The sequence below is a fragment of the Ruegeria sp. SCP11 genome, from assembly GCF_040329455.1.
In the GTDB taxonomy this organism is placed as follows: domain Bacteria; phylum Pseudomonadota; class Alphaproteobacteria; order Rhodobacterales; family Rhodobacteraceae; genus Ruegeria; species Ruegeria atlantica_E.
In genome coordinates, this window is record NZ_JBDZYG010000009.1 from 39,168 (window position 1) to 65,831 (window position 26,664).

The following is a 26,664-nucleotide window of genomic DNA, read 5'->3' on the forward strand; positions in this document are numbered from 1 at the left end:
ATACACGTTCTCTGACATGCGGCAACGCCTTGTGTAAACTGAATGGATCAGTTCAGTGGTTTATCGGGCATTGCCACATCGACCCAGACGAGCCGGTGCCTGCTGGCCTGTTCCGCAGCTTTGCGCAGCGGCGTGCCTTCTTCCGGCCAGAACACACCTGCGCCTACGATTTCCAGATCGATCGAGGGCAGTACGTAGTCCACCCGCATCTCGCCCACCGCTTTCCAGACAACAGTTGTCGACGCCCCGGATGGAGCACTGGGCTGGGGGTCCTGCAGGCGAGGATTGGTGAGTAGATCTCGAATTGCCTCTCTACGCCCTTCACCTTGTTCCGGGTCCAGATTGGCATCTCCCGCGATCACGAACGGCCCGTCAGCCCCACGCCCCAGCTCGCCATCCATAACCACGGACCAAAGGCGGATTTCATCGCGGTTGCGCAGCCCGTTGCGATCCTCTGGCCCGTCAAAGACCGGGGGCGCTGCGTGAAAGGTCATCAGGTCCAGCAAGCCGATGGGCGTGTCCACGGGCACGATCCAATGGGCCACGGCTGAAAGGCGCTGTATGCGCTGGGCCTCTTTTGAGGGAAAGGGCCCGGCTTCCGTGACCGGCAATTGCGCGCCCGGCAGATCGCGCCAGAGCAGATCGGTGAAGTCCTGCACGCTATCGGTGTGAATTGGATATCGCGAAAGCACCGCCAGCCCGCCTTGGCCCGTAAAGCGCCCCCACCCTTGTGCGTCTGCGGGGCCATAGGTGCGGCCATCGCCGTTCAAGTCCTGCGACGTTTCCAGTCCAGCATTGGGCCGTGCTGAGAAGTGGTGCGGGAAATCCAACCCGGCTAACTGCAACTGCTCGGCCAACGCAGCCACGGCCAAAGCATCCATATCCCAGTCGATGCCCTGCAGAGTAACGATATCAGGTTGCGCGGCGACCAGTACGTCAACCACCGCCTGCACCTGCGCATCACCCCGCTGAATGTCGCGCAGCAACAGGCCTGGCCCGTCGCGACTGAGTTCCGTGTTGTAGGTGGCAATGCGCACTGTTTCTGCCTGTGCCAAAGTCGGCAGCAGCAACAGCAGAAGGATACGGATCATGCGGCCTGTGTAGACTCGGCAGTAGAGTAGGCGCGACGCTTCTCAACAATCAGATTTGCGATGCGTAAGGTTGCTATACCGCGCATGATCATGCTGGCAGGCAGGAAGGCCCAGGCGCTCATAGTCCAGATCAGGGTCTGTGGATTGCTCAACGAGATTGGGTTGGCATAGTCGGTCAGCAGTTTGATCAGCGCTGGGATCACGAAGGGCAGGAGCACTCCGATCGAGATGTTCAGGCGTCCGTCACGCTGTAAGCGGGTGACAACGTCACCACCCTTGGTCGGATCGAACAGGGGCAGGTTGGTCCAAACGTTGAACGCGCCATTGCCGGTTGGCCAGCCCCGCATTTTCACTGCGTAGACAAAGCTGCCTATTGTGACAAGTGCAGCCACATACGCCACACTGGCCGAAATACGCACCAATTCGATCAGCGATGTACTTGCATCGTCCGGCAGCATGAGCACGATGAGCCTTACCGGCGAATACGGGAAATCCGCTACGTTGGCGACGCCAAGGCCCAATGCATAGATGGCGGCGGTCAGATCGCTGGGTGCATAGGCGTTTTTGCAGACCAGTGTCAGGAAGGTGATCATCGACATCAGCCCAACAAAGCGCAGGCGGTTTACAGGCGGTGCGTCGCGGAATTCAATGAAGCTGGGAAAGGCCGAGTTATATTCGGCAAAGGTCAGAAAGAAGGCGAGAATGGCGAGAAAGACAACAATCTCGGTGCCATTCGTTGACGATACGGGCAGGTACAACGCGGGGGTCAACACCATTAATGCGACCAAAATTCCCCGAATTGCCGCCCCTGTTGTGCGCGCAATCACTATCCGAACCCTTTCAAACTGGATTGGTCGATTCTTTGCCGACTTCTTTCCAACTTGTGTCCGCCATCTGGTTTTTTTGACGGCTACCTCTTGAGCGTTAACATTGACCCTGTAAAACAAATGGCTCAAGCCAACCTGCAGAAAACACGCCATTTCAGGCAAAAAGATGGCGAAACTGGTGCGAGTTTGCATCATTTCTGACGCAAATCCGACGTGTAGACCACGATCTGGTCTACATGTTGTGGTTGCTGAGGATTCAACACCAAGAATGCGAATGGGGCCGCCTTGGCGACCCCATTAAGTTGAGTACCCAGAGATTCTGCCTGGGAATCACACCCAGGGACGGGCCTGGCTTGCGTGATTCTCGAACTTGTCGATGTGATGGTCCTTTTCCATGGTCAGGCCGATATCGTCCAAACCATTCAGCAGGCAGTGCTTACGGTGTGGGTCGATGTCGAACTCGATCACGACACCATCCGAGGTCGTGATCTGCTGATCTTCCAGATGCACGGTCATGCGGGCGTTCTCGCCCTTGTGCGCATCGTCCATCAGAATTGCATGGTGTTCTTCCTCGACCACGATGGGCAGGATGCCGTTCTTGAAGCAGTTGTTGAAAAAGATATCGGCAAAGCTGGTCGAGATCACGACCTTGATGCCGAAATCCTTGATCGCCCATGGTGCGTGTTCCCGCGACGATCCGCAGCCGAAGTTGTCGCCTGCGACCAGAATCTCGGTTTGGCGGTAAGCGGGTTTGTTCAGGACGAACTCTTCGTTCTCCTGCCCATCATCGTGATAGCGCATCTCGTCAAACAGAACGACGCCAAGGCCGGACCGTTTGATGGTTTTCAGGTGCACTTTCGGAATGATCATATCGGTGTCGATATTGATCAGTGGCATTGGGGCGGCCACCCCGTGGACTTTTTCAAACTTTTCCATGTTCACACTCCTGCGGGAGAGGGCCGCGCCCATGCCCCGCGTTTAAGCTTCCTTCGCTTCGGTTGTTTCGCCTGACGGCGCTTTGTCGTCTTTGGGGGCGTCCTTGATGTAGAACGCCATGAAGACCAGGCCGAGCCCGTTGAAGATCATCTCGATGCCCAGCAGGATGCCCAGCAGTTGCAGCAACACCGCCGGATCGGCGGCGGCGAAACGCCAGATCAGGATCGCCAGAAGGATCGAAATGATGCCCGAGATCAGCGTTGCCCAAAAATACTGCGTTCCGCGCATCTGGAACGACAGAATCACACGGGCAATACCGCCTGCCATGAACAGGATTAGACAGACGGTCGCCAATGTCAGCGTTCCTTGCAGCGGGTGATCCAGGAAAGACCAGCCTAGGAACAGCATCACGAGGCCCATGATGAATGACAGGATCTTGTTGCCGGTTCCCTCGACGGTGAAGCCGCCAACAACTTGCAGCGCGCCCGAGATCAGCAGCAACACACCGGTTACCACCGTCACGGCGACAGACGCCACAACCGGTGCGCCCAGTACAAAGATACCAAACGCGATAGACAGCAGCCCCAGCAGGAGCCATTTGACCCAGTCACTCATGTTTTCAATCCCTCAAATATCTAGATATGAGGGGACCTTACATCAATTCACGGACGTCTGTCAGCCGTCCTGTGAGTGCCGCTGCGGCAGCCATTGCCGGGCTCAGCAGGTGGGTGCGTCCACCACGACCCTGACGGCCTTCGAAGTTGCGGTTCGAGGTCGCGGCACAGCGCTCGCCCGGCTGCAGCTGGTCGGGGTTCATCGCCAGACACATCGAGCATCCCGCCAGACGCCATTCGAATCCGGCCTCTTTGAAGATGTCGGCAATGCCTTCTTCTTCGGCCTGAGCACGAACAAGACCCGAACCCGGCACGACCATGGCACGCAGACCGTCCTTGATCTTTTTGCCTTTCAGTATCTCGGCCGCGGCGCGCAGGTCTTCGATACGGCCGTTGGTGCACGAGCCGATGAACACGGTGTCGATTTCCACGTCGCTCAGCTTTTGACCAGCTTCCAAACCCATGTATTCGATCGAACGGCGGGCCGCGTCGACCTTGCCGCCTTGGAAATCCTCCGGGTGTGGCACCGTCGCAGTGATCGGCAGCACATCCTCGGGGCTGGTGCCCCAAGTCACGACCGGCGCGATGTCTTCGCCGCGCAGGGTGATGACTTTGTCGAAATGCGCGTCTTCGTCGGTATAAAGCGTTTTCCACCACGCCAGAGCCGCTTCCCACTGTGCGCCTTTCGGGGCGTGCGGGCGGCCTTGGACATATTCATAGGTGGTCTCGTCCGGCGCGATCAGACCGGCGCGGGCGCCGCCTTCGATCGCCATGTTGCAGACGGTCATGCGGCCTTCCATCGACAGATCGCGGATCGCTTCGCCGCAATATTCGATGACATAGCCGGTGCCGCCAGCGGTGCCGGTCTCACCGATCACGGCCAGAGTGATATCCTTGGCGGTCACGCCCGGCTGCAGTTTGCCGGTGATCTCCACCTTCATGTTCTTGGATTTCTTCTGGATCAGTGTCTGGGTGGCCAGAACGTGCTCGACCTCGGACGTACCGATGCCGTGCGCCAAAGCGCCAAACGCGCCGTGGGTGGCGGTGTGGCTGTCGCCGCATACGACGGTCATGCCGGGCAGGGTCCAGCCTTGCTCGGGGCCGACGATGTGCACGATGCCCTGACGGACGTCATGCACGGGGTAGTAGTGAATGCCGAAATCCTTGGCATTCTTGTCCAGCGCTTCGACCTGAATGCGCGATTCCGGGTTTTCGATCCCATGCACACGGTCCGCAGTGGTCGGCACGTTGTGATCCGGCACGGCGATTGTTTTTTCCGGCGCGCGCACCTTGCGGCCCGCCATGCGCAGGCCTTCGAACGCCTGCGGGCTGGTTACTTCGTGGACCAGGTGGCGGTCGATATACAGCAGGCAGGTGCCATCATCGGCTTCATGCGCGACATGGGCATCCCAGATCTTGTCATAGAGTGTTTTGGGGGACATTGGTCCTCTCCCGTATTTAATGAGAAATAGCTGGCGAGTGGCTGGGCGCCGCTTATAGGCGGGCCAGAACCGTGCGGGCGGCCCCAAAGAACCGTTCACGCAGGCGCGTGCGGTCTTGCAACGTCGGTGCTGGGGCCAAGGTGAGTCTCATGCGCATCAGATATATCGCGTCTGGCCGTCAATCAAGGTTCAATCCCCGACGGGCTTGCATCGCGCGGAAACGCTGTCCAAGCTGGGGCCATGAATCAGGATCTGATCCCCAGCTCGCTGTCGGACCTTTATGAAAACATGGTCGCGGGCTTTTCCGTGCAAATCGAAAACCTTGTCGAGCTGGTCGTCACGCCGGGCTGGCGCCAGCACCAGCTGATAATCATTCTGGGCCTGTGGGCGTTGGCCTACGTTCTGAAATTGACGACGCAAGGCCGGTGGGAGGCCTGGGCCCGCGCCCGCGAAGGCTGGCCGAAATGGCGATTGCGCGTTTTGGTTCAGCTCATGCAGCGCCTGACACTGGTTTATTTCGTGGCGATGTCCTGGGCTTTGTACCTGTTGATGCAGCAGGTCACATGGCCATCGCGCAGTTACATCATCGGTGTCGTGGCGACTCTGGCCTTGGCATGGCTGGCCATTGCGCTGGTTGCGCGATTGGTGCGCAACCGGACGCTGCGGCGGATATTCAAATGGGCTATGTGGATCTATGCGACGCTTGTTGCGCTGAACCTGACGGATGACGTGGCCGAGTTTCTGGATGGGGTGGCGATTTCCATCGGTGACCTGCACATTTCGGCGCTGGGTATCATTCAGGCTGTACTGCTCGTCGGCATCCTGCTGACGCTGGCCCGTATCGGCACTCGTGCCGCCGAGCGCGGGTTGATGAGTAATGACGACATCACCCCGTCAATGCAGGTTCTGCTGGCCAAAGGCATTCAGGTGCTGCTGTACGGTGCGGTCTTTCTGGCTGCGATCCGCACGCTCGGCTTTGACCTGACGGGTATCGCGCTGCTGTCCGGTGCGATCGGTGTGGGTATCGGGTTCGGCCTGCAAAAGGTGGTGTCGAACCTGATTTCCGGGATCATTATCCTGATGGACCGGTCGATCAAACCGGGCGACGTGATCTCGCTGGGCGATACGTTTGGATGGATCAACGCGCTGGGCGCGCGCTATGTCTCGGTCGTCACGCGGGATGGGCGGGAATATCTGATCCCCAACGAAGATCTGATCACCAATCAGGTGGTGAACTGGTCCCATTCGGACAAATTCGTGCGGTTGGATCTGGAGTTTGGAACCAGCTATGACGATGATCCCCATCAGGTGCGTGCAACTGCAATTCGGGCTGTAAAGGCCGTCACTCGGGTTCTCAGCGGTGGGTCGCACGAGCCGGTCTGTCACATCACCGGGTTCGGCGACAGTAGCGTGGACTATGTCTTACGCTTCTGGATCAGCGATCCGACCAAGGGTCTGACCAATATTCGGGGCAATGTCTATCTGGCGCTGTGGGACGCATTCAAGGCCGAAGGCATCTCGATCCCCTTCCCTCAGCGCGAGGTTCGTTTGTTGAACGACGGCGCAGACTCGCAACAGATCGCCAAAGAGTGAGTCACCGTGCAGCCGTCTTCCCGGCCTTTCATTGAAATGTTGCAATCTGCTTGTTACCTTATTAGTACCCCGGCGCCGGGGTTTGACGGCGCGCAGCAAAGGAGGACTATGTTCTGTCTCTACATACTCAGGCGGGTTTGCCCGCCGATGACGGGGCCGGTGTAATGGCCCACTCTCAGTCAATCAGCGACAAGCTGCTTGAACGTATCCTTTCCTCACTTTCCGATGACAAGGCCGAAGACGTCGTGCAGATCAACCTGCAAGGCAAATCCTCGGTTGCGGATCACATGGTGATTGCCTCGGGTCGGTCGACCCGTCAGGTCTCGGCCATGGCGGAAAAGCTGACGGATCGCATCAAGCAGGAATTCGGTTTCACCTCGAAGGTCGAAGGCAAGGATGCCGGCGACTGGGTGCTGATCGATACGGGCGATGTAATCGTCCATATCTTCCGCCCCGAAGTGCGTGAATTCTATCAGCTGGAAAAGATGTGGCTGCCTCAGGGCGGCAGCGCCTCGGCCAACTGAGGCGCCATCCCGGTCTGCATTAACAGGCCGGAGGCGAGAGAAATATGCGTATAAGCATTTGTGCGGTCGGGCGATTGCGAGCCGGACCGGAGAAGACCCTGCTTGACGATTACCTGACCCGATTTGACCGGACCGGTCGTGCGCTGGGCCTTGGTCCTGCGCGGGTGATCGAGGTTGAGGACAAGAAGAACGCAGGCATGGCGGCCGAGGCTGGACTGCTGCGCAAGGCGCTGCCCAAAGGCGCAGTGATCTGCACTTTGGACGAACGCGGGCGGGTGATGTCCTCGCCGGATTTTGCGAAAAAGCTGGGCGGATGGCGCGATGCCGGGCGGCAGGATCTGGCGTTGATCATTGGCGGGGCGGACGGAATAGACCCTAATCTGAGGGCTGAGGCCGATTTTTCCATCTCATTCGGGTCGATGGTCTGGCCCCATATGCTGGTCCGTGTGATGCTGGCCGAGCAACTTTACCGGGCCGCAACCATCCTGTCGGGCGGCCCCTATCACCGGGTCTGACATGGCGCAGCTTCTGATCGTCTACCACTCGCGCACCGGCGGTGCCCGGCAGATGGCCGAAGCCACGGCCGAGGCGGCACGGACCGAGGCGGATGTTGTTCTGAAATTTGCAGATCAGGCTGGGCCCGAGGATTTGTTATCCGCCGATGGATATATCTTCTGCGCGCCCGAAAACCTGGCGGCGATTTCGGGTCTGATGAAAGAGTTTTTTGACCGCAGCTACTATCCCGTGCTGGGTAAGATTGAGGGTCGCCCTTACGCCCAGATGATCTGTGCCGGGTCGGATGGCGAGAACGCCGCTCGCCAAACCGCCCGGATCGCCACCGGCTGGCGGTTGAAAGAGGTGCAACCGCCACTGATCATCTGCACCCATGCGCAGACACCCGAGGCAATTATGGCCGAAAAAGCCATCCCCGAAGATCAGCTTGAGAAATGTCGTGAAATTGGGTTGGCCATGGCCGCCGGTTTGCAGATGGGTGTGTTCTGATCAGGGCAGGGTGACAATAAACGTGTCTTCCGCCCAGCCATCCACGTTAGTGCGGGCCTGCACTTGTACTTGGGATGTACCCTCAGGAATCGCCACCCCGCTCAGCGATCGAGTAAAGGGTTGTTCATTCTCGTGCGGGTGATGCAGAACACGCATCCCCAACTCATTTCCTTCCATATCCAGCACGCGCCAGCCATCGGCATAATCATCCCAACCCGTCTCGGGATGTGAGACGGTTACATCGAATCGCCATGTATCCCCGCTGCGCTGGGTGGTGGCGTTTTCGATCACCGGATCATCGGCAAAGGCGGGTGAGGCCATAAGAGCGAACAAAACAAGATATCTCATGGTGTGAACCTAACCTCTCTGGGCCCGGCCAGTGATCACGATCCGGTGTTAAGCAGAATTGTTCGGGACTGGGACGCAAATTCCCGCCGGTAGAGCATCGCCACCGTGATCACGGTGCCCAACATCAGCGGGGCAGGCCCTAAAAGCCACGCCGCTGAGGCCAGTGCAAAATAGGTGGCGCGCAGGCCCCGATAGAAACTGCGTGCGGCGGTGACGCAGATTTCGGCCGCCTGCGATGCGCGGGGATAGGCGCTGGCATCTTCTGGGTCATTGGGAACTGCAGCCATCAGTACGGCGCAATAACCGAACAGACGATGCGCCCAGACATACTTCAGAAAGGCGTTGGTGAGAAACAGCAGGATAATCAGAATCTTGACCTCCCACACCAGTGCGGGCGCAGAGCCAAGGGCCAGATCCTTGGCCACGCCGGCCAGTCGTTGTGGGTTTCCCAGCAAGGCCAACCCACCGCCGATGGCGATCATCGTGGTCGAGGCGAAGAACGTACTGCCCTGTCGCATCGCGGCCACCACCTGAGCATCGAACATGCGCGGTTGCCGGGTCACCATTTCCTTCATCCAGTCGCGGCGGTACTCGTCCATGATCTTGCTGACCGAGGATTTCTGTGGCGAGGGATTCTCGACCCGCCAACCGATCCACAACCATGCGCCCAGCAGCAACAGCAAAGCGGCATAGTCTAACGGGGAAAACGGCATAGATTGAGCGATCCAGGACATGGCGCGACACTACGGCGTGACGTCATAACTTGCCAGATCAGAAAATTGGTAATATTATTTTACCAAATGGGAGGATCAGCCAGTGGACATGCCAACGCCAAACCCCGACGTTCTGCGCCGCAAGGCAGTGGTTTTAAGTCGATTGTTGCAGGTGCTTCCCGAAGATGCGGTGATCCACGATCCGGTCGAGACCCGCGCCTATGAATGTGACGCACTGACTGCTTATCGCTGCCCACCGATGCTGGCCGTTTTGCCGTCGACTACGCAAGAAGTCTCGGATGTCCTGCGGATTTGCCAAGAGGAGGGCGTGCCGGTGGTGCCGCGCGGTTCTGGCACCTCTCTGGCTGGCGGTGCCTTGCCCACCGCCGATTGCGCCATCTTGGGGGTTGCCCGGATGAATGAAGTGCTGGAGACCGATTATGACAACCGTTTCATTCGCGTTCAGACCGGCCGCACCAACCTGAGCGTCACAGGCGCGGTCGAAGAGGAGGATTTCTTTTACGCCCCCGACCCGTCCTCGCAACTGGCCTGCGCCATCGCGGGCAATATCGCGATGAATTCCGGCGGGGCGCATTGCCTGAAATACGGCGTGACCACCAATAACCTGCTGGGCGTGAAGATGGTCCTTATGGATGGGAGTGTGATTGAGATCGGTGGCGCGCACTTGGATGCGGGTGGGCTGGATCTGCTGGGGCTGATCTGTGGCTCGGAAGGGCAGTTAGGCGTAGTGACCGAGGCAACTTTGCGCATCTTGCGTAAACCCGAAGGAGCACGACCCGTTCTGATGGGCTTTGACGACAACGAGGTGGCCGGGCAATGCGTCTCGGACATCATCAAATCGGGCATCCTGCCGGTGGCGATCGAATTCATGGATACGCTCTGCATCAAGGCCTGTGAGAACTTTGCCCATGCCGGTTACCCCGATTGCACCGCGCTGCTGATTGTCGAGGTTGAAGGTTCCGAGGCCGAGATTGACTACCAACTGTCGAAGATCACCGAAATCGCCAAGCGTCATAACCCCGTCGAGTTGCGCGAAAGTCAGTCGGCCGAGGAAAGTGCGAAGATCTGGCTGGGACGCAAGTCGGCTTTCGGGGCGATGGGGCAGATGAACGATTACATGTGTCTGGATGGCACGATCCCTGTTTCATCCTTGCCCGAAGTGTTGCGCCGGATCGGTGAAATGAGCGAGGAATACGGCTTGCCGGTTGGCAACGTATTCCATGCGGGTGATGGCAATATGCACCCGCTGATCCTGTTTGATGCCAACAAGCCTGGCGATCTTGAAAAATGCGAGGCGTTCGGCGCCGAAATCCTCAAGCTCTGCGTGGATGTGGGCGGGTGCCTGACCGGCGAGCATGGTGTGGGTATCGAAAAGCGGGATTTGATGTCGCATCAGTACACGCCGCAGGATCTCGAGGCGCAGATGGCTGTCAAAGATGTCTTCGACCCGAGCTGGCTGCTGAACCCTGCGAAAGTGTTCCCGTTGGACGCATCTGAAGCTCGCCGTGTTGCGCGATTGGCGGCTCAATAAGGCTCTAACACAGAAGATTTGCTATGAAACCTGAGACAGAAGCCGAACTGGCCGAGTTGGTGGCTGGACTACAGCAACCGGTGCGCATTGTCGGAGGCGGGACCCGCGGTGTGACTGGCCCAGAGGTTATGATTGAAACCTCCGGTCTGACCGGCATTACTTTGTATGAGCCTGGTGCCCTGACCCTTGTGGCGCAAGCCGGCACGCCCGTGGCCGATATCGAGGCTGCGTTGGAAGCAGAGGGCCAGCAATTGGCCTTTGAACCGATGGATCATCGCGGTCTGTTAGGCACGAACGGAGAGCCTACCATCGGCGGCGTTGTTGCCGCCAATATATCGGGCCCGCGTCGCGTTCAGGCCGGGGCCTGCCGGGATTTTCTTCTTGGCGTGCGCTATGTCGATGGCATGGGCCAGGTGGTCAAGAATGGTGGCCGCGTAATGAAAAACGTGACCGGGTATGATTTGGTCAAACTGATGGCAGGGTCCTGGGGCACGCTAGGGGTTCTGACTGAGCTGTCGCTGAAAGTGCTGCCAAAACCCGAGTCCACTGCAACCTTGATCGTTCATGTGGCGGAGTTGACTCAAGCCATACAGGTCATGTCTGCGGCGCTGAAATCTCCGTATGAAGTGAGCGGGGCCGCGTTTGATCCGCAAGACGGTCGTGTCCTGTTGCGGGTCGAGGGGTTTTCGGATTCAGTGGCATATCGAATTGACCGGTTGAAGACTGTTTTGTCAGGGTTTGGTGAGATCACCGAGGCGTCTGGCTCCGCCGAGTTGTGGCGCGCTCTTCGTAATGTCAGGCCGTTTCACGGGCAGGACGGTGACGTCTGGCGGATTTCAGTCAAACCAACAGACGCGCCGGATATTGAGGCACGGCTGAATGCGGATCAGACATTGTTCGATTGGGGAGGTGGCCTGATCTGGGCACGGGCCCCAAGTGGCACGGACATACGAGGAAATCTGTGTAGGTTTGACGGCCATGCCACACTGGTGCGAGGGGCAATCGATACTGTCGTATCTCTGGGTCATTTCCAACCTGAACCGACAGAGATAAAGGCTCTAACACAAGGGTTAAGGCAAAGGTTCGATCCGCGCGGCATCTTCAATCCGGGACTGATGGGGTAAGCCGATGCAGACGACATTCACCGAAGAACAGCTGCAGGATCCGGCAATCCAGCGCTCCAACGAAATCCTGCGCAGCTGTGTGCATTGCGGGTTCTGCACCGCGACTTGCCCAACTTATCAGGTGCTGGGAGATGAGTTGGATAGTCCGCGCGGGCGTATTTATCTGATCAAAGACATGCTCGAAAATGAGCGGGTGCCGGACGAAAAAACGGTCAAGCATATTGACCGCTGCCTGTCCTGTCTGGCCTGCATGACCACCTGCCCATCGGGTGTGCATTACATGCATCTGGTCGATCACGCGCGAGAGTATATCGAGGCCAACTACAAACGCCCCTTCACCGATCGCGCGCTGAGGTGGGTGCTGGCACAGATTCTGCCCTATCCGACGCGGTTTCGCTGGGCGCTGATCGGGGCAAAGCTTGGGCGACCGTTCCGGTTTCTTATGCCGGACGCGCGGCTGCGGGCGATGCTGGACATGGCACCGAAGCATATTCCTCCGGTCAGTCAGAATGACGACCCGCAGAGCTTTGCGCCAAAGGGTTCGCGCTTAAAGAGGGTGGCACTGATGACAGGCTGCGCCCAAAAGGCACTGAACACCGATATCAACGACGCCACAATCCGGCTTCTGACCCAGTTGGGCTGCGAGGTTGTTGTGGCTGACGGGGCTGGGTGTTGCGGGGCGCTCACCCATCACATGGGCAGGGTTCAGGAAAGCCACAAAGCTGCAGAGGCCAATATTAGAGCCTGGATTTCCGAAATGGATGCTGAGGGCTTGGACGCCATCGTCGTCAATACAAGTGGATGTGGCACCACCGTGAAAGACTATGGTCACATGTTCCGAAACGACCCGCTTGCTGAGGAGGCAGCGCGCGTCTCCGCTATTGCAATGGACGTCAGTGAACTTCTGGTGCAACTGGACCTGCCCAAGGGTGCAGACAAGGACATGACGATTGCCTATCACGCGGCCTGTTCGCTTCAGCATGGCCAGCAGATCAAAACACACCCCAAGGATCTGCTAAAAAAGGCTGGATTTACTGTGTTAGAGCCTTCTGAAAGGCATTTATGCTGCGGCAGCGCGGGGACGTATAACCTGATGCAACCCGAAATCTCGGGTAAACTGAAACAGCGCAAAGTTAGGACGCTTGAGGCTAAAAAGCCGGATGTGATCGCTGCCGGCAATATCGGTTGCATGATGCAGATCGGCTCGGGTACGGAAATTCCCGTTGTGCATACGGTCGAGCTTTTGGATTGGGCCAGCGGTGGACCGAAACCGAGGGCGATGCAACAGGGGCTTAAGATCCAGTCCGGCCCCACAATCCCCAGTTGAAAAGCCTGATGCAGCCCTGCATCATTCGCCGCCAGAAACCTTGTCCTGCGCAAACGCCCTATTTTCGCCCTACCCGGCACATAGGAATGTAAGCTAACAGCAACGCCGGAGAACCGTTTGCGAAACTGGATCAGGGCTTTAGTACTGGCTTTGACGCCGATGGCTGCCATGGCGCAGGACAGCGGACTGAAAAGCCTTGAAACCACCGACGCCGGGCGGGCGTGGATGGCTGTAGGTCGTCTGGACATCAATGGCGCAGGGTTCTGTACCGGAACGTTGATATCGCCAACCCTTGTCCTGACAGCGGCACATTGCCTGTATGACAAGGTAACGGGGCAGCGGATTGATCTGTCTGAGATCGAGTTTCTGGCGGCATGGCGCTTGGGGCGCGCGTCTGCCTATCGTGCAGCGCGTCAGGCCGTCATTCACCCGGACTACAAGTACGACAAGGAAACCTCGGCCGCGCGCCTTCGCAATGACATTGCTTTGATCGAACTGTGGCAGCCCATTCGCAGCACCACCATTATTCCCTTTGAAACAGGAAACCGCCCGCATCGAGGTGAAGAGGTTGGCGTGGTTTCATACGCGCAGGACCGGGCAGAAGCACCGGCATTGCAAGAGGTTTGCTCGGTCATGACCCGGCGCTCCGAGGTTTTGGTAATGTCCTGCGATGTGGAATTCGGCTCATCGGGGGCGCCTGTTTTTTCGTTCGAAGGTGATCGCCCGCGTATCGTATCGGTGGTGGCAGCCAAGGCTGAATTCAACGGCCAGCGTGTCGCGGTCGGCACTCCGGTTGAAGGATCGTTGAACGTGCTGCAGGCAGAATTGTCTGCCGGTCGCGGTTTCCGTGCTGCAAAGCCCGACAGTGCCACCAACAGAAATATCGGCGCGAGGTTCATCAGGCCATGATGCGATTATTCCTTGGTGCCCTTTTGTGGTTGTCGGTCCTGTCGACCGCAACCTATGCCCAAAGCGCCAAGCGCAAGCTGACGGACCGTGAGGACCTATACGGCTGGGAAGCTATCGGGCGGCTGGATATCGGCAACCAAGGATTCTGTACCGGCACATTGATTGCGCAGGACCTTGTTCTCACAGCAGCCCATTGTGCGATAGACAAGAAAACCGGAGAGCCATTTGCTTCTGGAAAAGTGACCTTCCGTGCCGGTTTGAGCAATGGCAAGGCATTGGCAGATCGTGAAGTTGTTCAAATCGCGGTGCATTCGGATTATGCCAATCATCCAGAACTGTCGGCCGCGGCCGTTCGATCAGACGTGGCTCTGATGCGGCTGGAAAAACCCATTCCTTATTCCGTGGCCGATCCCTTTGCTTTGCACAGTGGTCGTGTGGCCGGAAATGAGGTCAGCATTGCCTCCTATGGGCGTGGCCGTTCCGAGGCGATCACGCGGGAACGCTCGTGCCGAATTTTGCAACGGCGGCAGGGGCTGATTACCTTTAACTGCGATATTACCTTCGGGTCATCGGGCTCGGCCTTGCTGGCCCGAAACGGTCCGCGCTGGCAAATTTTGTCGGTGGTGTCCGCGGTTGGAACCGACGGGCGTCAGAAGGTCGGGTTTGGTATGGAACTGTCTGGTATCGTTGCAGAACTCAAGGCTGACTTGCGCCGTGATGCACCCCAACCCAAGGCCACGATCCGCCGGTTGCAGGTGGGGTCGGGCAAGTCCAGTTCCGGCGCGAAATTCATCTCCTCAGACGGGTCTTGAACTCGATCAAAATGCTCCCCATGTGAACTGTACCGGGTCGCCACGAACGGGGCTCGGCATACACCATCGCCCGTCCGTACGGAGGGTAAAAAGCAGATCGCTCAAACATGAGGATATGACACATGCGTACTTTTGATTTTGCACCGCTGCACCGTGCCACCATTGGCTTTGACCAGATCGCCGACATGATGGACCGCGTTCTGACCAATGACGTGGCTCAGCCCAGCTATCCGCCTTACAACATCGAAAAAACCGATGCTGACACCTATCGCATTTCGGTCGCTGTCGCCGGTTTTTCGGAAGAGGACCTGTCGGTCGAGGTGAAGGAAAACGCGCTGATCGTTGCCGGCAAGAAAGCCGCCGAGGACAAAGAGCGCAGCTACCTGCACCGTGGCATCGCCACCCGCGCGTTCGAGCGCCGCTTTGCGCTGGCCGATCACGTGCGCGTTACTGGCGCAAGCCATGAAAATGGCATGCTGAACATCGACCTGAAGCGCGAGGTTCCCGAGGCGCTGAAGCCGCGGCGGATCGAGATTTCGTCCGGCAAAGCCATCGAAAAGGATGTGGTCGACGCCAAAGCCGTGAACTAAGGCCCGAACACACGGCGATAATCCCGCCTCTCAGGATTATCGCAGACTGCACGCCCCGCGTTCCTCCAGACGCGGGGCGTTGTTTTTTTGGGTGCCGGCGTATTTGGTTGGAATCACCAAAGCTTCCAGAATGGTTTTGAAGACGCCCGGAATTTCATGATCGGAATTTCGAACGGATCGCATACCCAGTCGTTCGGATAACCTTCGAACTGAAAGCCCAAATGCTCAAGAAGTGCTGCCTCTGAAAATTCCAGAGGATGAAATGGCAAAGGGTATGTATCGTCCTCTTCGTCGTCGCCTTCTAAAGCTGGTGTTCCGTCCCAGAAAGGAGCCTCGAACGGCATGCGAGGTCCCACGTCCTCAATAACCCCGCCGTCTGGAAGAACGCTCAGTGCACGAACTAAGTCACCGTTTTTCCAGAGCGCAAAGGCGCCCCAATCAATGACGGAATGCATTGCACGTACGTAGATGGTCGAACCCAGATCAGGAAAGCGCCATCGCGCGTCTAGTTGAGAAAGACAGTCGATATTGAAAGCTTGATGGGCGACGATTTTGATACCGCCGTAATCGCCGACAAGAACTTCACGCTCGTCAGGGTTCAGAAAATCTAATGATCCGTCCTCAACCTCTTCCAGTTTGGCATCGAGTAAAAGCTGATTTGCCAGACGGCGGGACGCATCGCGATCCAGTTGGGGATTCTTTGCCAGAATGTCCCGGGCGTTTTCGTCGTAGTAAGCGGCGAACCAGGCCTTAGCACCCATTTGCGAAGCTCCAAACTATGATTGGGTTTTATTAATTCGATATTGATTCAGTATGTTGTGTCGTTCAAGCTGGGTTTTTCCTTCGAGGGCATCCTGTATAAAAAAGCCCCGCACGTTTCTGAACGGGGCTTCTTTTTTGATCTGCGAACGGTTCAATTACCAGCCGTCACCGACCCGATTGACCAGAACATAGTCTCGCCCGAGGCATCGTCGACGCCGTCATTGTCGGTCATCACGAACGCCTCGCCCGAGGGCAGGATGGCCAGACCTTCGATCTTGTCCAGAACGTAACCACCGGTGGAGGTTAGGTCAGGCAGCAGGTCGCGGACCTCTTCCTTGCTGACCACGGGCAGTGGACCACCCAGTGGAGCCGGAGTCATCTCGGTCAGCGGGATGCGGTAGATCTTCTTGGTCACCGCACGGTGGTCATGCTGGTTATCGCGCTCGATGACATAGACGTAATCACCAAACGCCACGATTTCTGACAGGCCGACCCAGCCTTTTTCCGGGTCCGCCTTGGGATAATGCACGGCGCCCCATTCCTTGGTGTCCAGGTTGTAGGCCACCAGCTTCACGTGGTTCTCCGGGTCGTCCTTCCATTCACGCTGAACGGCCATCCAAAGGGTGTCGCCAACCTTGGTGATGCCTTCAAATCCAAAGCGTTTCTCAACGGCCATCAGCTCTGGCGGCAGGCCGATCTCACCCTTGCGATCCTTGATCAGACCATCGGCCGAGACGTGATAGAACGCGTGCGGGATGACGCGGTCGGTACGTCCTTCGGAGGCGACGTAGAAGCCACCCTTGCCGTCCAGCGTAATGCCCTCAAGGTCTAGCTTCTGCGCCGGGTTGCCGTCCTGACGGTGGATGCGGATCACGTCCACGATGCGGGCGGGTTGCTGGCTGGGGTCGATCTTGAAGATCGAAGGCTGGAAGCCGTAGAAGCTGTCATTGACCGCGTAGATCATACCATCTTCATCCGCGACCAGACCGGACAGAGCACCCCAACCGATCAGCTCATCCGCGCCAGCGGAGGTTAGATGCGGATAGTTGGCGGGCGCGTCCTGATACTCAAAAATCGACACATGCGCACGCGGGCCGCCATCTTCGATCAGGTCCTTTTCGTTGGCCGAGATCAGCAGGTTGCGCTCGGGGATGGCAACGTAGCCTTCCGGGCCAACACCCGAGGGCAGCAGTTGTTTCAGTACAGGGTTCGCCGGATCGGTGGCATCATAGACCCCCACGACTGAGGCGCGTTCGGCCCCAACAAAGATCATCGGCGTGCCGCCAAAGGTCGCTGCAGTCACGCTTTCGGGTTCAACGCCTTTGCTGTCCGAGCGTTTGTCGGGGTAGTGGCCGATCTGGATGATGGCCTTCTCGAACTCGGTGCCGTTCTCATAAACAACGACGCCGTCCTTGTGGAAGATCGTCCACCCGCGCGAACCACCCTGATAGTCGCCTTCGTTGGCAGTGGCGAAGTGATTGTCATCGATCCACTTCACCGCATCGGGCTCGCGCAGGCGGCCCTTTTGGCTTTCGGTGAAGATCAGCGCGCCGCGTTCATCGGTGGCATCGATGCCCTCCAGATCCACCGCGCCCGCCGAGAAATGGCTGATCACGGTGCCGTCATTGTCGACGACTGCGATGTGGTTGTTTTCCTGCAGGGTGACGACGGTTTCGCCCAGGGCGTTGATGTCCACGAATTCCGGCTCGGGGTCGGTCGGTGCAACCTCGGCCAGACCGGTCAGCGAAGCCATCTTCATGCCCGCGCAATCCAGCGCGCCGTCTTTCAGCGGCACAAGCGCCAGCGACCCGGCGGGCAACTGCGGGATGACGCCGTCGTTGAGGTCTTCGTCACGCTCGTTCTCAATCGCCACGGCAATAAAGCTGCCATCGGGGGCGATGGCGACGCTGTCAGGCTGACCGCCCAGATCACAGGCACCGGTTTCGGCCTTACCCGCGATATCGACCGAGATCAGTTTGCCCGAGGGGGCGGTATAACTTTCCGAGGTGTTCACGCCCACAAACGCCGTCGTATCGACGATCCCAACCGATGTCGGCTCGCCACCCACATCCATCGCGCCCAAAGGAGCCGGGTTCGCGGGGTCTGTGATGTCGACCATTCCGATCACGCCCAGCGGGCTGTCGGTATAGACCAGCGTCATGCTATCCGCTGTCGCCGCGATGATCTCGGGTGAGGTTTCGCGGTTTGTGTCGGTCCCCTCGGCCATGTTCTTGACGACGGGGAAGGACGCAATTCGGTTGAAATTCATTTCTGCCACGGCCTGACCGGCGGTCAGCGCAAGGGCAGATGTCAGGCAGACAGAGCGCAATGACATCGTGTGGTATCCTCTCTCACTTGGATGAGAGGGGGATGAACGCGGGTCATTGCAGGGATGTGACGGTTTGGTTGCAGTTTTATGACAAACCGAATGGCTCCGGCGCAATGCACCGGAGCCCTATTCAGATCAGACCGACAGGCAGACGTATTTCATCTCGAGATAGTCTTCCATGCCGTGGTGGCTGCCTTCGCGGCCCAGGCCGGACTGCTTGACGCCACCGAACGGGCCAAGCTCGGTCGAGATGATGCCGGTGTTCACGCCAACGATGCCGTATTCCAGCGCCTCGGCCACTTTGTAGACGCGGCTGAGGTCTTTGGCGTAGAAGTATGAAGCCAGACCAAAGATCGTGTCATTGGCCATGGCGATGACGTCGTCCTCGTCCTCGAATTTGAACAGCGGGGCCAGCGGACCAAAGGTTTCGTCCTGCGCCACCATCATCTCTTGGGTCACGCCGGTCACGATGGTTGGCTGGAAGAAGGTGCCGCCCAGATCGTGCGGCAGGCCGCCGGTCAGAACCGCGCCGCCTTTCGAGGTGACGTCCTCGATGTGCTCTTTTACCTTCTCGACTGCTTCGGTGTTGATCAGCGGGCCGGTGGTGGTGCCCTCGGCCAGACCGTCGCCGATTTTCAGCGCTTCGACCGCCGCCTTAAGCTTGGCGGCGAATTCGTCGTAAACACCGGCCTGCACGTAGATGCGGTTCGCGCAAACGCAGGTCTGGCCGTTGTTGCGGAACTTGCACAGCATCGCGCCTTCGACCGCAGCATCCAGATCGGCGTCGTCGAACACGATGAACGGCGCGTTACCGCCCAACTCCATCGAGCATTTCATGACCTGATCGGCTGCTTGTTTCAACAGGATGCGCCCTACCTCGGTCGAGCCGGTGAAGGTCAGCTTGCGCACACCAGGGTTCTCGCAGAATTCCTTGCCGATCTCGCTGGCCCGGGACGACGGCACCACGTTAAACACGCCCGCCGGGACGCCAGCCTCATGCGCCAGAACCGCCAGAACCAACGCTGACAGCGGCGTCTCTTTCGCAGGGCGCGCAACAAAGGCGCAGCCCGCGGCCAGCGCCGGGCCTGCTTTACGGGTGATCATCGCGTTCGGGAAGTTCCACGGGGTGATCGAAGCCGCAACGCCGATCGGCTGCTTCATCACCATGATCCGCTTGTCGCGCTGGTGGCCCGGAATAGTTTCACCGTAAACGCGCTTGGCTTCTTCGCCGAAGAACTCGATGAACGACGCGCCATAGCCGATCTCGCCAATTGCTTCGGCCAGCGGTTTGCCCTGTTCGGCGGTCAGGATCTTGCCCAGATCCTCGGCGTTTTCCATCATCAGGTCGTACCAGCGGCGCAGGATCACGGCGCGTTCCTTGCCGGTCAGCTTAGCCCATTCCTTCTGCGCGGCTTCAGCCTGCGCAATCGCGCCTGCAACCTGCGCGCGGCTGACATCGGCCACTTCGGCCACCACATCGCCTCGCGCGGGGTTGGTCACCTCGAACGTCCCGTTATCTCCGTCCACCCACTGACCGCCGATGTAGGCTTTGGTGGCCAGTAATTCGGGGTTCTTGAGGATTGATTTCAGATCGGTTGTTGCGTCCAGCATGATAAGCCTCCGGCGAAAATTGGATTGCGCGCACCCAAGCAAGTGGGGACGCAAATGTCTAGGGCCACTCTGTATGTGGAATCAATCCAGATTTGATCAAAATAAAATTAACATGTTAATTTAGATAAGTTGCCCAAATTCGAGACCTTTCAATTTGCAATCCCGCCTATCTTTTTGCTGATGAGTTTGCCAATCTTCGCGTGATTTGTAGGCCCTAGGGGATGTAAATGGTTGTAACATTCCCTATCTTATTGGGTAATTAAAGAAAAAAGGGGATAGCAGAGATGTCGAACCATCAATTTGAAGCCTTGATCGAAGAGACTCAGGCGAAAGTTCGTGAAAGCCAGTCGCAGATCGAAGGGCTGACTTCGCGCATCGAGGCCGCCCGTGCCAAGATCGGCACAGCCGAGGCGGATATCGACATCGAAAATGCGACGCTTGAGGATGTGCACGCCCATACCGAGGTGATGAACGCCAATATTGCCGAGCTGATCATGGGGCTGGACGACGTCACCAGCGCCTTCTCCAAGGATTTCGACGAAATGCGCTCGAAAACCGGTTGGGAATCGTTTGTCGGCATCTTCTCGAAGGGTAAATCCGAGTCGATGCGGCAGGAGCGGATGCGCACCGCCAATATCGACGACAAACTGCAGGACTTGATCGCAAAATCCGACGTGATCGTGAAGCTGCTGGAAGGGCAGCTGTCCGTGCTGGAAGAACAGCGCGTGAAGGTCGAGGACAACCTGACCGTCACGCTGGATGACCGTGAGGCGACCGTGGCCGAGCTGGAGGCGCTGCGCTCTGAAATTCAAGGCATGGACCCGACGATTATCACTCTGGAAAACAAGATCAGCGTCGAACAGGACGCTGCCGCGCGCACGCAGTTGGAGACCGAACTGGCCGAGCTGAACAAGCAATACAACGCCAAGGTTCAGGAAGAGCAGGTCAAGCTGGCCAAGTCGCAAACGCTCGAGCGCTATATCGAAAAGGGCAAGACCTGGGTCGACTCGCTACAGAACCAGGCGGCGACCCAGATGGTGCTGATCAACAAGCTGCAGACAGACACGCAGCAGCGCGTTGTGCTGTACGACGCCCTGACCAAATCGCTGAAAACCGCGCAGCAGCAGGACGTCGCCCACCGTATCAACGAGATCGGCGTGCAGACCGACAAAGAGGCCCAAACCGCCATGGCCGCCATCGGCACCGCGACCAACCAGAAAATGGCCGACATGCTCGAGGCGCATGAAGACCACATGGTCTTTGCCCGCGACGTGCTGGAGAAAAAGGCCAAGGCAGATGAACGCTTCGCCCGCCGGTTTGCCTCGATTGTCGAGAAGCATGATAAGAATTTGTATGGTGGGTGATGCTCAGAAACCCCGTAATAAAGTACGTCGGAGTTTTGGCAGCATTAGTCGTGTCGCTTTACTTTGCGTATTTGGCGAAGGACCTTCCAGCATTCCAGTTTGAAGGTTCTGCCCAGTACCTTTGGTACATTCCAGCAGCGATATGGACTATTGGTTTCGCGTATCTGTTTGTACAGACTTGGTTTGGAATGGTTTGGGTGTTTGTATCCGTTCTTAAACTCTTGGACAGAATGACAGCAAGTTGGCCTCGATCAATAAGGGACTTGTTCGGCATCCAAGACTTTGGATCGAAAAGAAAATGAACGACCCCACCCAAGACCATGTCGGCCTGACCGACACCTTCGCCTCGCGCCGCTATTTCCGCAAATTTGAGGTGATCACCGTTCACCTCCTGCGCGTGGCCGCGACGATGGAGGCCGAAGGCGCAATCAGCAAGCAAGAGGTGCGGATCGTGTCGCGCTACCTTTCGGGGCTGCTCTACACCTTCCGCGCGCTTTCCATGAAATACCTGCTGGTCGGGCGCGATACGGGGCGGTTCTTTGGCAGTCTCGCCATGGACAAGCGCGACAGCGGGTTTCCGGTGGCGGCCGAGCTTCTGACCATGGCCAATGATGCGCAGCAGGCGCGGGTGCATCTGGAGAATATGCCCTCGGAAGACGACCTGAAGACAGACATGGTGCGTACGATCATTGGTGATCAGGAAATCCCCACCAAGCTGCAATTCGCGCTGTCCCAAAGGCTCTATTACGAGGAATTGCTAAAGGGAGAGCTGTTCTGGGCCCGCAACGATCCTGAATGCCATTGGATTGGGAACGAAGGTGAACGGCGGAAATTCATGATCCACTGGGCGGTCTATGACAGCCAGATCAACCTGCCGGTCATTTACGTAATGCAGCTTGAGGACAGCGGTAAGACGGCTCTACCCAAGGACCAGCGCCGATGGCCCGAAGTGCAGGCGCATCTGATGGCGCAGTCCTTGGGCGGGTTGAAGCTGGTGACCATCGCTAAAGGTTTCGATCAGGATTTCGACGACCTGCATCCCAAACACATGCGCCGCATCCATGTGGGTCCGATGTATTCCTCGGCCTATACCGAGCAATCAGGTCCTCTCCGGCAAGTGCTGGAGGATGCGCAAGCGCCCGAGGGGCAGGACTGGGCGCTGGCCTGGACCACCGAGGAACTGGAAAGCGAAGAGGTGATCGAAGAGCGCGCCGGGTGGTTCTCGACCGTTGAGCGCGAAGTTTTTGCGCTAGACCCGTTCGGCGGGCAGGGGGCCGAGACCGGCGCCACCCGCACGCAAAGGTCGATCATCCTGCCCCAGCGCCCGTTTCAGGTGCTGGCCGAGCGCAACCCGCCGGGTTTTGCAGACGTGCAGAAATTCGTTGTTAGCCGGGCTGGGCAGGTGTTGCGATATTAGAGTTTGCGCTTCCGGCGGGAGTTTTTTGAAGAGATGAAGCAAGGGCGGATTTTGAGATGAGCTTGACATCAGATCAGATGGAATTGCGCGAGGCGGATATTCGCAAGCATTATTCGGCGGCAACCGCCTTGCTGAACGGGTTCGAACACGCGCCACGGATTGCGAAGGCAGTAGAGGCGTCGACAGAACGGTCGCCGGGTGTTTCGACCACGCGCCGGTTCCGGTCAACGACGCCGGGTCTGGTGACACGACGGACCGTGCGCGCGGATGGGGTGCATCTGGTGGAGCGGATCGAGGCCTCGGATGATGGTGATACGCTGGTCTCACCACCTCAAGCCACCACACAACAAGCCATTCGCCGCGCCATTGCCATCGCTCTGGCCGTGGCTGAGACGTACGCGGAACAAACCCCGCTGGCCGATCTTAAGCGCGCCAATCTGGCCGGGGATCTGCCCGCAGCCCGCAAGACCGAATTCTCGGAACTGCTGACGGCTGAGGCTCTGATCACCTCGCACACTTTCGGCAACGCCTTGGCTTATCTGATGTCCTCGCATCTGGGCGAAACCACTGTCGATATTGGCGAAATCGAAGAGGTTCTGACCGACAACGGGCAACTCGCCCTGCACGGCGCACTGTGGGAGCTGGACCAGACGCTGGCCAAACATGCCCCCGATGACGCCCACCTGATTGCGGCGGCTAGCGCCTATGCTGAACAACTGATGGAAAAAGTCGCCCTGCGCGCGCTGTCCGCAGGCCATCTGGCCCCGTTCCAGAATGCCGCGTGGCATATCGAGGCGGATGATCTGACGATCCGCGGCTTCGAACCCGCGTCCAAGGCCAAGTCCACCACCCTGACCATGACGTTCAAGAAACCGAACGAGGTGGTCGGCAACCATATCGCCAAGTATCAGGCGATGAAGCTGGCCAAGATGCTGATGGCCTATGACTTCGACCGCCGCCTGAACCCGTTTGCGGAACTCGGCGGGTTCATCTTTACCTTCATGGGCGACGGCAAACCGGGCACCGGCAAGACCACCCTGATCCAGATGATGGCCGGGCTGATCAACGATTATTGCCAGAACGCGGGCTACCCGTTCCGCTATCAGAACCTGAGCACCGACAATATCGACAGCTATCAGGGCAAGTCCGGCCAGAACGCCAAGGCGTTTATCAACACGATCATCGACCCCTCGGTCATCGGCTTCGGCACCATCGACGATATCGACCAGCTGGCGGGCAAACGGGGCGACCGGCAGTCGTCAGCCGGGCAGTTGGAAATCACCGCGGTGCTGATGGAGAGCTTTGCGGGTGCCAACACTGTCGTGCGCGGCAACTGCACCTTTGGCATGTTCTCGAACTACCCCGAGAATGTGGACGACGCCCTGCGCCAACGGGCGGGTGCGCGGTTTCTGGTGGACGGCCCGCAAACGCGCGAGGATTACATCGACATCCTGCACCTGCTGATGGGCCGCAACCACGACATCCCGCTGGGCGAACACGAAGCCTATGCCGCACAAGAGATCAAGAAGGCCGTCGCCGCCAGTTTTGAAAGCCATTCCCGCCCGCATGAGGACGCCCTTTTGCAGGTCTATGACCGGGTTTCGGGCGAGATCGGCCAGATGGACACGATCGCCAAGCTGGGCACCTACCTCAAGGCGATCCAAGCCGCGGATGAGCGTTTCACCGGCCGCGCGATCAAGAACATCACCGACGCGGTCAAAGTCCGCGCGATGGATTTCGAACTGCCGGATGAATGGATGGAGAACCCCGACCTGTTCCTGTTCCGCGACTACGACACCAAGAAGGCCATGATCGAGGACCTGCGCCAGCCGATCACGGTCGAGATGGTGATGCAGGAAATCAACCGCTACGCCGACAGCGAGTTCCGCTATGCCGACAAGAGCGACGAGGTCGCCATTGAGAACGCCGTCCGTGAGATGGGCCGGATGGAAGAGGCCAAGCGTCGGTATCTGGAGGGGAAGAGAAATGGATGATCTTCTCCCGCTTGTTGCGTATTATTCCTTAAGCGTCGCTATTTCGGCGGTCGTGGGTTGGCACGCTGGAAAACTCCGTTTGAAGAGAGACGAGCATACCGGAATGGGAGCGGTGCTCGTAAGTTTGGTACTTGTATTCGTTGTGGTGCCCATTGGGCCGGTCATTCTTTCATCAATACTTTCGGAAGGGTTCGGTAGCGTTCCGACCGTTCTGAGTTTGTGGGGCTGGCTCCTTCTTCTTTCTACTGGTTCTGAAGGAGGGGCTGAGTTCCTAGTGCTGATAGTAGTTTCGAGCGTTGCTGTCTGCGTGTTGAACCACGCTTTAGGGCGTCGCGCGGCCGCTGAAGACATGGATTCGCGGCGAGAATTGCAAAGTCGAATAAGTGCTCAGCATAGCCGCATCAACGAAGCGCGAACGCGCCATACTTCTAAGGACGAGCTGAAATGATCCGCCTCATCGAAAAAGGCCTGATGTTTGGCAACCTCGTCCACATCTCCAGCCCGGCTCTGGTCGAGCGGTATAACCGCGCGCTGCAGCATTTGGCGGGCAAGGCTACGGCGCTGACGGATTTCCATGTCGATATCTCGGGCTATTCGCCGGAGGTGGGGATTGAGCTGGATGACCCGCTCTACCTTAACCCCAACGGGGTCAACCGGCAGTTCATCCTGCTGACGACCGAACAGAAACGCGCGCCTCTGCTGAACGTCAAATTCTCTACTTCGCGCGATATCCTGCGCGAATTCATCGAAATGAACGAGGCGCAGCTGTTTGCCCTGACCGCCACCGATGCGGTGGCCGGAGAGCTGGTGAACTCGGTCTTCAAACTCACCACTCCGCGCGACCTGCTGAACCTGCGCAAGATCGAGATCGAGGCCGACACGGTCGGCGGCACCCTGCGCAAGGCCGAGCAACTGGCGGGCATGGTCGAACGGTTCAAAACCAAAGAGGACGCATGGTTCGACGATGTGTTGATCGCAAAGATGATCGAAACCTCGAAGGAAACCGGCGACGTCACCCGCAACCCCGTCCACCTGCGCCACACCGCGTTTGAGCAGCGCAACTTCTGGACGGCGCATTTCGGTGGGCTCTACCTGTTCCCTGATCTGGACTATCCGGCAGCGATTTGCATGGGTGATCGGCCCGATGACATGCCGATCGACCACGTGTTTGATCCCACGCAGAGGCACCGTATCGCAGCCTTCCTGAACGACAATAATCTGGTCGAGACGATCATCGAAGCGCGCGGCGTGAACTCAGCCGCCGTTCTGCAGCAGAAGATGGATTTCCTGACCGTCCACGCCGCCGCCGACGCGGGCGTTGACCTGACCGGGCTGGACCGCAGCGACATGCGTCGCCTGGCCCGTAACCATGCGGATCGTCTGCCCGAAGCCTTTCATGGTCTCGCTCAATTGCTGCGCTGGGCGAGCGATGGCGGGCCGTGGCCGCGGATCACGTCGGATCATCCGGCTTATTTCTATACACTGCGCGCAGCCGACACACCGCACCGCGATCTGGTGAATATGTTGCTGACCGAGCTAGCCCCGCTGGACCCGCGCCAGATGTTCATCTGCCACAAGGAACTGTTTTACAGCACTTACGCCACCTGGCCCGAGGCCAAAAAAGCCTTTGTTGCCGACTTTCTGGAACGCGAGTATCAGGTGGACAAGGCAGGCGCCCGCGCCGCGCTGTTCGGTCACGAACCGGATATGAGCGGCCAGGACCGGGTAAGCGATGACATCATCGCGCGCGTCGGTCCCTGGGGCGCGGTAAGAAAGGGTTGAT

Annotated in this window: 26 protein-coding genes; 15 read left to right on the plus strand and 11 right to left on the minus strand. The window is 58.3% G+C overall.

Annotated elements, in window-relative coordinates; all coding sequences use genetic code 11:
• Positions 1-47: 47 nt before the first annotated feature.
• The 6 genes from ABLN94_RS14770 to ABLN94_RS14795 form a co-directional block, all read right to left on the minus strand.
• On the minus strand, positions 48-1,091 hold the full coding sequence (locus ABLN94_RS14770) for an endonuclease/exonuclease/phosphatase family protein (RefSeq protein ID WP_352993538.1): 1,044 nt from the start codon (positions 1,089-1,091) through the stop codon (positions 48-50).
• Positions 1,088-1,867, minus strand: a complete 780-nt coding sequence (locus ABLN94_RS14775) for a hypothetical protein (RefSeq protein ID WP_217357693.1) — start codon at positions 1,865-1,867, stop codon at positions 1,088-1,090. Before ABLN94_RS14775 ends, ABLN94_RS14770 begins: the two co-directional genes overlap by 4 nt.
• A gap of 381 nt (positions 1,868-2,248) precedes the next feature.
• Complete coding sequence (gene leuD / locus ABLN94_RS14780) at positions 2,249-2,854, minus strand: 3-isopropylmalate dehydratase small subunit (RefSeq protein WP_352993539.1); 606 nt, start codon at positions 2,852-2,854, stop codon at positions 2,249-2,251.
• A gap of 42 nt (positions 2,855-2,896) precedes the next feature.
• Positions 2,897-3,469 (minus strand): HdeD family acid-resistance protein, encoded by a 573-nt coding sequence (locus ABLN94_RS14785; RefSeq protein WP_352993540.1) that lies wholly within the window; start codon positions 3,467-3,469, stop codon positions 2,897-2,899.
• A 37-nt stretch (positions 3,470-3,506) separates the two neighbouring features.
• Positions 3,507-4,910: a 3-isopropylmalate dehydratase large subunit gene (gene leuC / locus ABLN94_RS14790; protein WP_352993542.1), complete on the minus strand. Its 1,404-nt coding sequence runs from the start codon at positions 4,908-4,910 to the stop codon at positions 3,507-3,509.
• A gap of 52 nt (positions 4,911-4,962) precedes the next feature.
• Entirely contained in the window at positions 4,963-5,067 is a 105-nt protein-coding gene (locus tag ABLN94_RS14795) for an isopropylmalate isomerase (protein WP_352993543.1), read from the minus strand.
• A gap of 83 nt (positions 5,068-5,150) precedes the next feature.
• Between ABLN94_RS14795 and ABLN94_RS14800 the strand changes: the two genes are divergently transcribed.
• The 4 genes from ABLN94_RS14800 to ABLN94_RS14815 all read left to right on the plus strand — a co-directional run bounded on the left by ABLN94_RS14800 (position 5,151) and on the right by ABLN94_RS14815 (position 8,029).
• Positions 5,151-6,503, plus strand: coding sequence for a mechanosensitive ion channel family protein (locus ABLN94_RS14800; RefSeq protein ID WP_352993545.1), 1,353 nt, complete (start codon positions 5,151-5,153; stop codon positions 6,501-6,503).
• Between the two features lie 164 nt (positions 6,504-6,667).
• Positions 6,668-7,027 carry a ribosome silencing factor gene (rsfS, locus tag ABLN94_RS14805; RefSeq protein WP_058276550.1) on the plus strand — a complete coding sequence of 120 codons (360 nt, stop codon included), beginning with the start codon at positions 6,668-6,670 and terminating at the stop codon, positions 7,025-7,027.
• A gap of 44 nt (positions 7,028-7,071) precedes the next feature.
• Entirely contained in the window at positions 7,072-7,542 is a 471-nt protein-coding gene (rlmH, locus tag ABLN94_RS14810) for a 23S rRNA (pseudouridine(1915)-N(3))-methyltransferase RlmH (RefSeq protein WP_352993547.1), read from the plus strand.
• A 1-nt stretch (position 7,543) separates the two neighbouring features.
• Positions 7,544-8,029 (plus strand): flavodoxin family protein, encoded by a 486-nt coding sequence (locus ABLN94_RS14815; RefSeq protein WP_352993549.1) that lies wholly within the window; start codon positions 7,544-7,546, stop codon positions 8,027-8,029.
• Here ABLN94_RS14815 and ABLN94_RS14820 read toward each other — a convergent pair whose 3' ends face one another.
• On the minus strand, positions 8,030-8,377 hold the full coding sequence (locus ABLN94_RS14820) for a hypothetical protein (protein ID WP_352993551.1): 348 nt from the start codon (positions 8,375-8,377) through the stop codon (positions 8,030-8,032). It abuts the gene before it with no gap.
• 35 nt (positions 8,378-8,412) lie between these two features.
• Positions 8,413-9,111, minus strand: coding sequence for a DUF599 domain-containing protein (locus ABLN94_RS14825; protein ID WP_352993555.1), 699 nt, complete (start codon positions 9,109-9,111; stop codon positions 8,413-8,415).
• Positions 9,112-9,193: 82 nt separating this feature from the next.
• On the opposite strand from ABLN94_RS14825, the gene ABLN94_RS14830 reads away from it, so the two are divergent.
• From ABLN94_RS14830 to ABLN94_RS14855, 6 genes are all read left to right on the plus strand, one after another.
• Positions 9,194-10,642, plus strand: coding sequence for an FAD-linked oxidase C-terminal domain-containing protein (locus tag ABLN94_RS14830; RefSeq protein WP_352993557.1), 1,449 nt, complete (start codon positions 9,194-9,196; stop codon positions 10,640-10,642).
• A 23-nt stretch (positions 10,643-10,665) separates the two neighbouring features.
• Positions 10,666-11,766: an FAD-binding protein gene (locus tag ABLN94_RS14835; RefSeq protein WP_352993559.1), complete on the plus strand. Its 1,101-nt coding sequence runs from the start codon at positions 10,666-10,668 to the stop codon at positions 11,764-11,766.
• Between the two features lie 4 nt (positions 11,767-11,770).
• On the plus strand, positions 11,771-13,093 hold the full coding sequence (gene glcF, locus ABLN94_RS14840; RefSeq protein ID WP_352993561.1) for a glycolate oxidase subunit GlcF: 1,323 nt from the start codon (positions 11,771-11,773) through the stop codon (positions 13,091-13,093).
• Between the two features lie 117 nt (positions 13,094-13,210).
• Entirely contained in the window at positions 13,211-14,002 is a 792-nt protein-coding gene (locus ABLN94_RS14845) for a trypsin-like serine peptidase (RefSeq protein WP_352993563.1), read from the plus strand.
• Positions 13,999-14,814, plus strand: coding sequence for a trypsin-like serine peptidase (locus ABLN94_RS14850; protein ID WP_352993565.1), 816 nt, complete (start codon positions 13,999-14,001; stop codon positions 14,812-14,814). Before ABLN94_RS14845 ends, ABLN94_RS14850 begins: the two co-directional genes overlap by 4 nt.
• Positions 14,815-14,936: 122 nt before the next feature.
• A complete protein-coding gene (locus ABLN94_RS14855; protein WP_170491352.1) occupies positions 14,937-15,404 on the plus strand; it encodes an Hsp20 family protein in 468 nt (155 codons plus the stop codon).
• Positions 15,405-15,517: 113 nt separating this feature from the next.
• Here the strand turns inward: ABLN94_RS14855 and ABLN94_RS14860 are convergent, their stop codons facing one another.
• From ABLN94_RS14860 to ABLN94_RS14870, 3 genes are all read right to left on the minus strand, one after another.
• Positions 15,518-16,165 carry a DUF6928 family protein gene (locus ABLN94_RS14860; protein WP_352993568.1) on the minus strand — a complete coding sequence of 216 codons (648 nt, stop codon included), beginning with the start codon at positions 16,163-16,165 and terminating at the stop codon, positions 15,518-15,520.
• A gap of 152 nt (positions 16,166-16,317) precedes the next feature.
• On the minus strand, positions 16,318-18,501 hold the full coding sequence (locus ABLN94_RS14865; protein WP_352993569.1) for an esterase-like activity of phytase family protein: 2,184 nt from the start codon (positions 18,499-18,501) through the stop codon (positions 16,318-16,320).
• A 129-nt stretch (positions 18,502-18,630) separates the two neighbouring features.
• A complete protein-coding gene (locus ABLN94_RS14870; RefSeq protein ID WP_352993570.1) occupies positions 18,631-20,106 on the minus strand; it encodes an NAD-dependent succinate-semialdehyde dehydrogenase in 1,476 nt (491 codons plus the stop codon).
• 284 nt (positions 20,107-20,390) lie between these two features.
• Here ABLN94_RS14870 and ABLN94_RS14875 point away from each other — a divergent pair, with 284 nt between their 5' ends.
• The 5 genes from ABLN94_RS14875 (at position 20,391) to ABLN94_RS14895 (ending at position 26,663) form a co-directional block, all read left to right on the plus strand.
• On the plus strand, positions 20,391-21,470 hold the full coding sequence (locus tag ABLN94_RS14875; RefSeq protein ID WP_352993572.1) for a hypothetical protein: 1,080 nt from the start codon (positions 20,391-20,393) through the stop codon (positions 21,468-21,470).
• Between the two features lie 298 nt (positions 21,471-21,768).
• Positions 21,769-22,887 (plus strand): hypothetical protein, encoded by a 1,119-nt coding sequence (locus ABLN94_RS14880; RefSeq protein ID WP_352993574.1) that lies wholly within the window; start codon positions 21,769-21,771, stop codon positions 22,885-22,887.
• A 56-nt stretch (positions 22,888-22,943) separates the two neighbouring features.
• The gene (locus ABLN94_RS14885) at positions 22,944-24,881 is read left to right on the plus strand and encodes an AAA family ATPase (protein ID WP_352993576.1); all 1,938 of its coding nucleotides are present in this window, start codon (positions 22,944-22,946) and stop codon (positions 24,879-24,881) included.
• A complete protein-coding gene (locus ABLN94_RS14890; RefSeq protein ID WP_352993577.1) occupies positions 24,874-25,329 on the plus strand; it encodes a hypothetical protein in 456 nt (151 codons plus the stop codon). The genes ABLN94_RS14885 and ABLN94_RS14890 overlap by 8 nt, the downstream gene beginning before the upstream one ends.
• Positions 25,326-26,663, plus strand: coding sequence for a DUF6638 family protein (locus tag ABLN94_RS14895; RefSeq protein WP_352993579.1), 1,338 nt, complete (start codon positions 25,326-25,328; stop codon positions 26,661-26,663). The genes ABLN94_RS14890 and ABLN94_RS14895 overlap by 4 nt, the downstream gene beginning before the upstream one ends.
• The last annotated feature ends 1 nt before the right edge of the window (position 26,664 follow it).

What these genes read in the sequence shown, in the direction of transcription:
- ABLN94_RS14770 (WP_352993538.1), bottom strand. Translation starts at nt 1,091, where the DNA reads ATGATCCGTATCCTTCTGCTGTTGCTGCTGCCGACTTTGGCACAGGCA.
- ABLN94_RS14775 (WP_217357693.1), bottom strand. Translation starts at nt 1,867, where the DNA reads ATGGTGTTGACCCCCGCGTTGTACCTGCCCGTATCGTCAACGAATGGC.
- leuD (WP_352993539.1), bottom strand. Translation starts at nt 2,854, where the DNA reads ATGGAAAAGTTTGAAAAAGTCCACGGGGTGGCCGCCCCAATGCCACTG.
- ABLN94_RS14785 (WP_352993540.1), bottom strand. Translation starts at nt 3,469, where the DNA reads ATGAGTGACTGGGTCAAATGGCTCCTGCTGGGGCTGCTGTCTATCGCG.
- leuC (WP_352993542.1), bottom strand. Translation starts at nt 4,910, where the DNA reads ATGTCCCCCAAAACACTCTATGACAAGATCTGGGATGCCCATGTCGCG.
- ABLN94_RS14795 (WP_352993543.1), bottom strand. Translation starts at nt 5,067, where the DNA reads ATGCGCATGAGACTCACCTTGGCCCCAGCACCGACGTTGCAAGACCGC.
- ABLN94_RS14800 (WP_352993545.1), top strand. Translation starts at nt 5,151, where the DNA reads ATGAATCAGGATCTGATCCCCAGCTCGCTGTCGGACCTTTATGAAAAC.
- rsfS (WP_058276550.1), top strand. Translation starts at nt 6,668, where the DNA reads ATGGCCCACTCTCAGTCAATCAGCGACAAGCTGCTTGAACGTATCCTT.
- rlmH (WP_352993547.1), top strand. Translation starts at nt 7,072, where the DNA reads ATGCGTATAAGCATTTGTGCGGTCGGGCGATTGCGAGCCGGACCGGAG.
- ABLN94_RS14815 (WP_352993549.1), top strand. Translation starts at nt 7,544, where the DNA reads ATGGCGCAGCTTCTGATCGTCTACCACTCGCGCACCGGCGGTGCCCGG.
- ABLN94_RS14820 (WP_352993551.1), bottom strand. Translation starts at nt 8,377, where the DNA reads ATGAGATATCTTGTTTTGTTCGCTCTTATGGCCTCACCCGCCTTTGCC.
- ABLN94_RS14825 (WP_352993555.1), bottom strand. Translation starts at nt 9,111, where the DNA reads ATGTCCTGGATCGCTCAATCTATGCCGTTTTCCCCGTTAGACTATGCC.
- ABLN94_RS14835 (WP_352993559.1), top strand. Translation starts at nt 10,666, where the DNA reads ATGAAACCTGAGACAGAAGCCGAACTGGCCGAGTTGGTGGCTGGACTA.
- glcF (WP_352993561.1), top strand. Translation starts at nt 11,771, where the DNA reads ATGCAGACGACATTCACCGAAGAACAGCTGCAGGATCCGGCAATCCAG.
- ABLN94_RS14850 (WP_352993565.1), top strand. Translation starts at nt 13,999, where the DNA reads ATGATGCGATTATTCCTTGGTGCCCTTTTGTGGTTGTCGGTCCTGTCG.
- ABLN94_RS14855 (WP_170491352.1), top strand. Translation starts at nt 14,937, where the DNA reads ATGCGTACTTTTGATTTTGCACCGCTGCACCGTGCCACCATTGGCTTT.
- ABLN94_RS14860 (WP_352993568.1), bottom strand. Translation starts at nt 16,165, where the DNA reads ATGGGTGCTAAGGCCTGGTTCGCCGCTTACTACGACGAAAACGCCCGG.
- ABLN94_RS14865 (WP_352993569.1), bottom strand. Translation starts at nt 18,501, where the DNA reads ATGTCATTGCGCTCTGTCTGCCTGACATCTGCCCTTGCGCTGACCGCC.
- ABLN94_RS14870 (WP_352993570.1), bottom strand. Translation starts at nt 20,106, where the DNA reads ATGCTGGACGCAACAACCGATCTGAAATCAATCCTCAAGAACCCCGAA.
- ABLN94_RS14875 (WP_352993572.1), top strand. Translation starts at nt 20,391, where the DNA reads ATGTCGAACCATCAATTTGAAGCCTTGATCGAAGAGACTCAGGCGAAA.
- ABLN94_RS14880 (WP_352993574.1), top strand. Translation starts at nt 21,769, where the DNA reads ATGAACGACCCCACCCAAGACCATGTCGGCCTGACCGACACCTTCGCC.
- ABLN94_RS14885 (WP_352993576.1), top strand. Translation starts at nt 22,944, where the DNA reads ATGAGCTTGACATCAGATCAGATGGAATTGCGCGAGGCGGATATTCGC.
- ABLN94_RS14890 (WP_352993577.1), top strand. Translation starts at nt 24,874, where the DNA reads ATGGATGATCTTCTCCCGCTTGTTGCGTATTATTCCTTAAGCGTCGCT.
- ABLN94_RS14895 (WP_352993579.1), top strand. Translation starts at nt 25,326, where the DNA reads ATGATCCGCCTCATCGAAAAAGGCCTGATGTTTGGCAACCTCGTCCAC.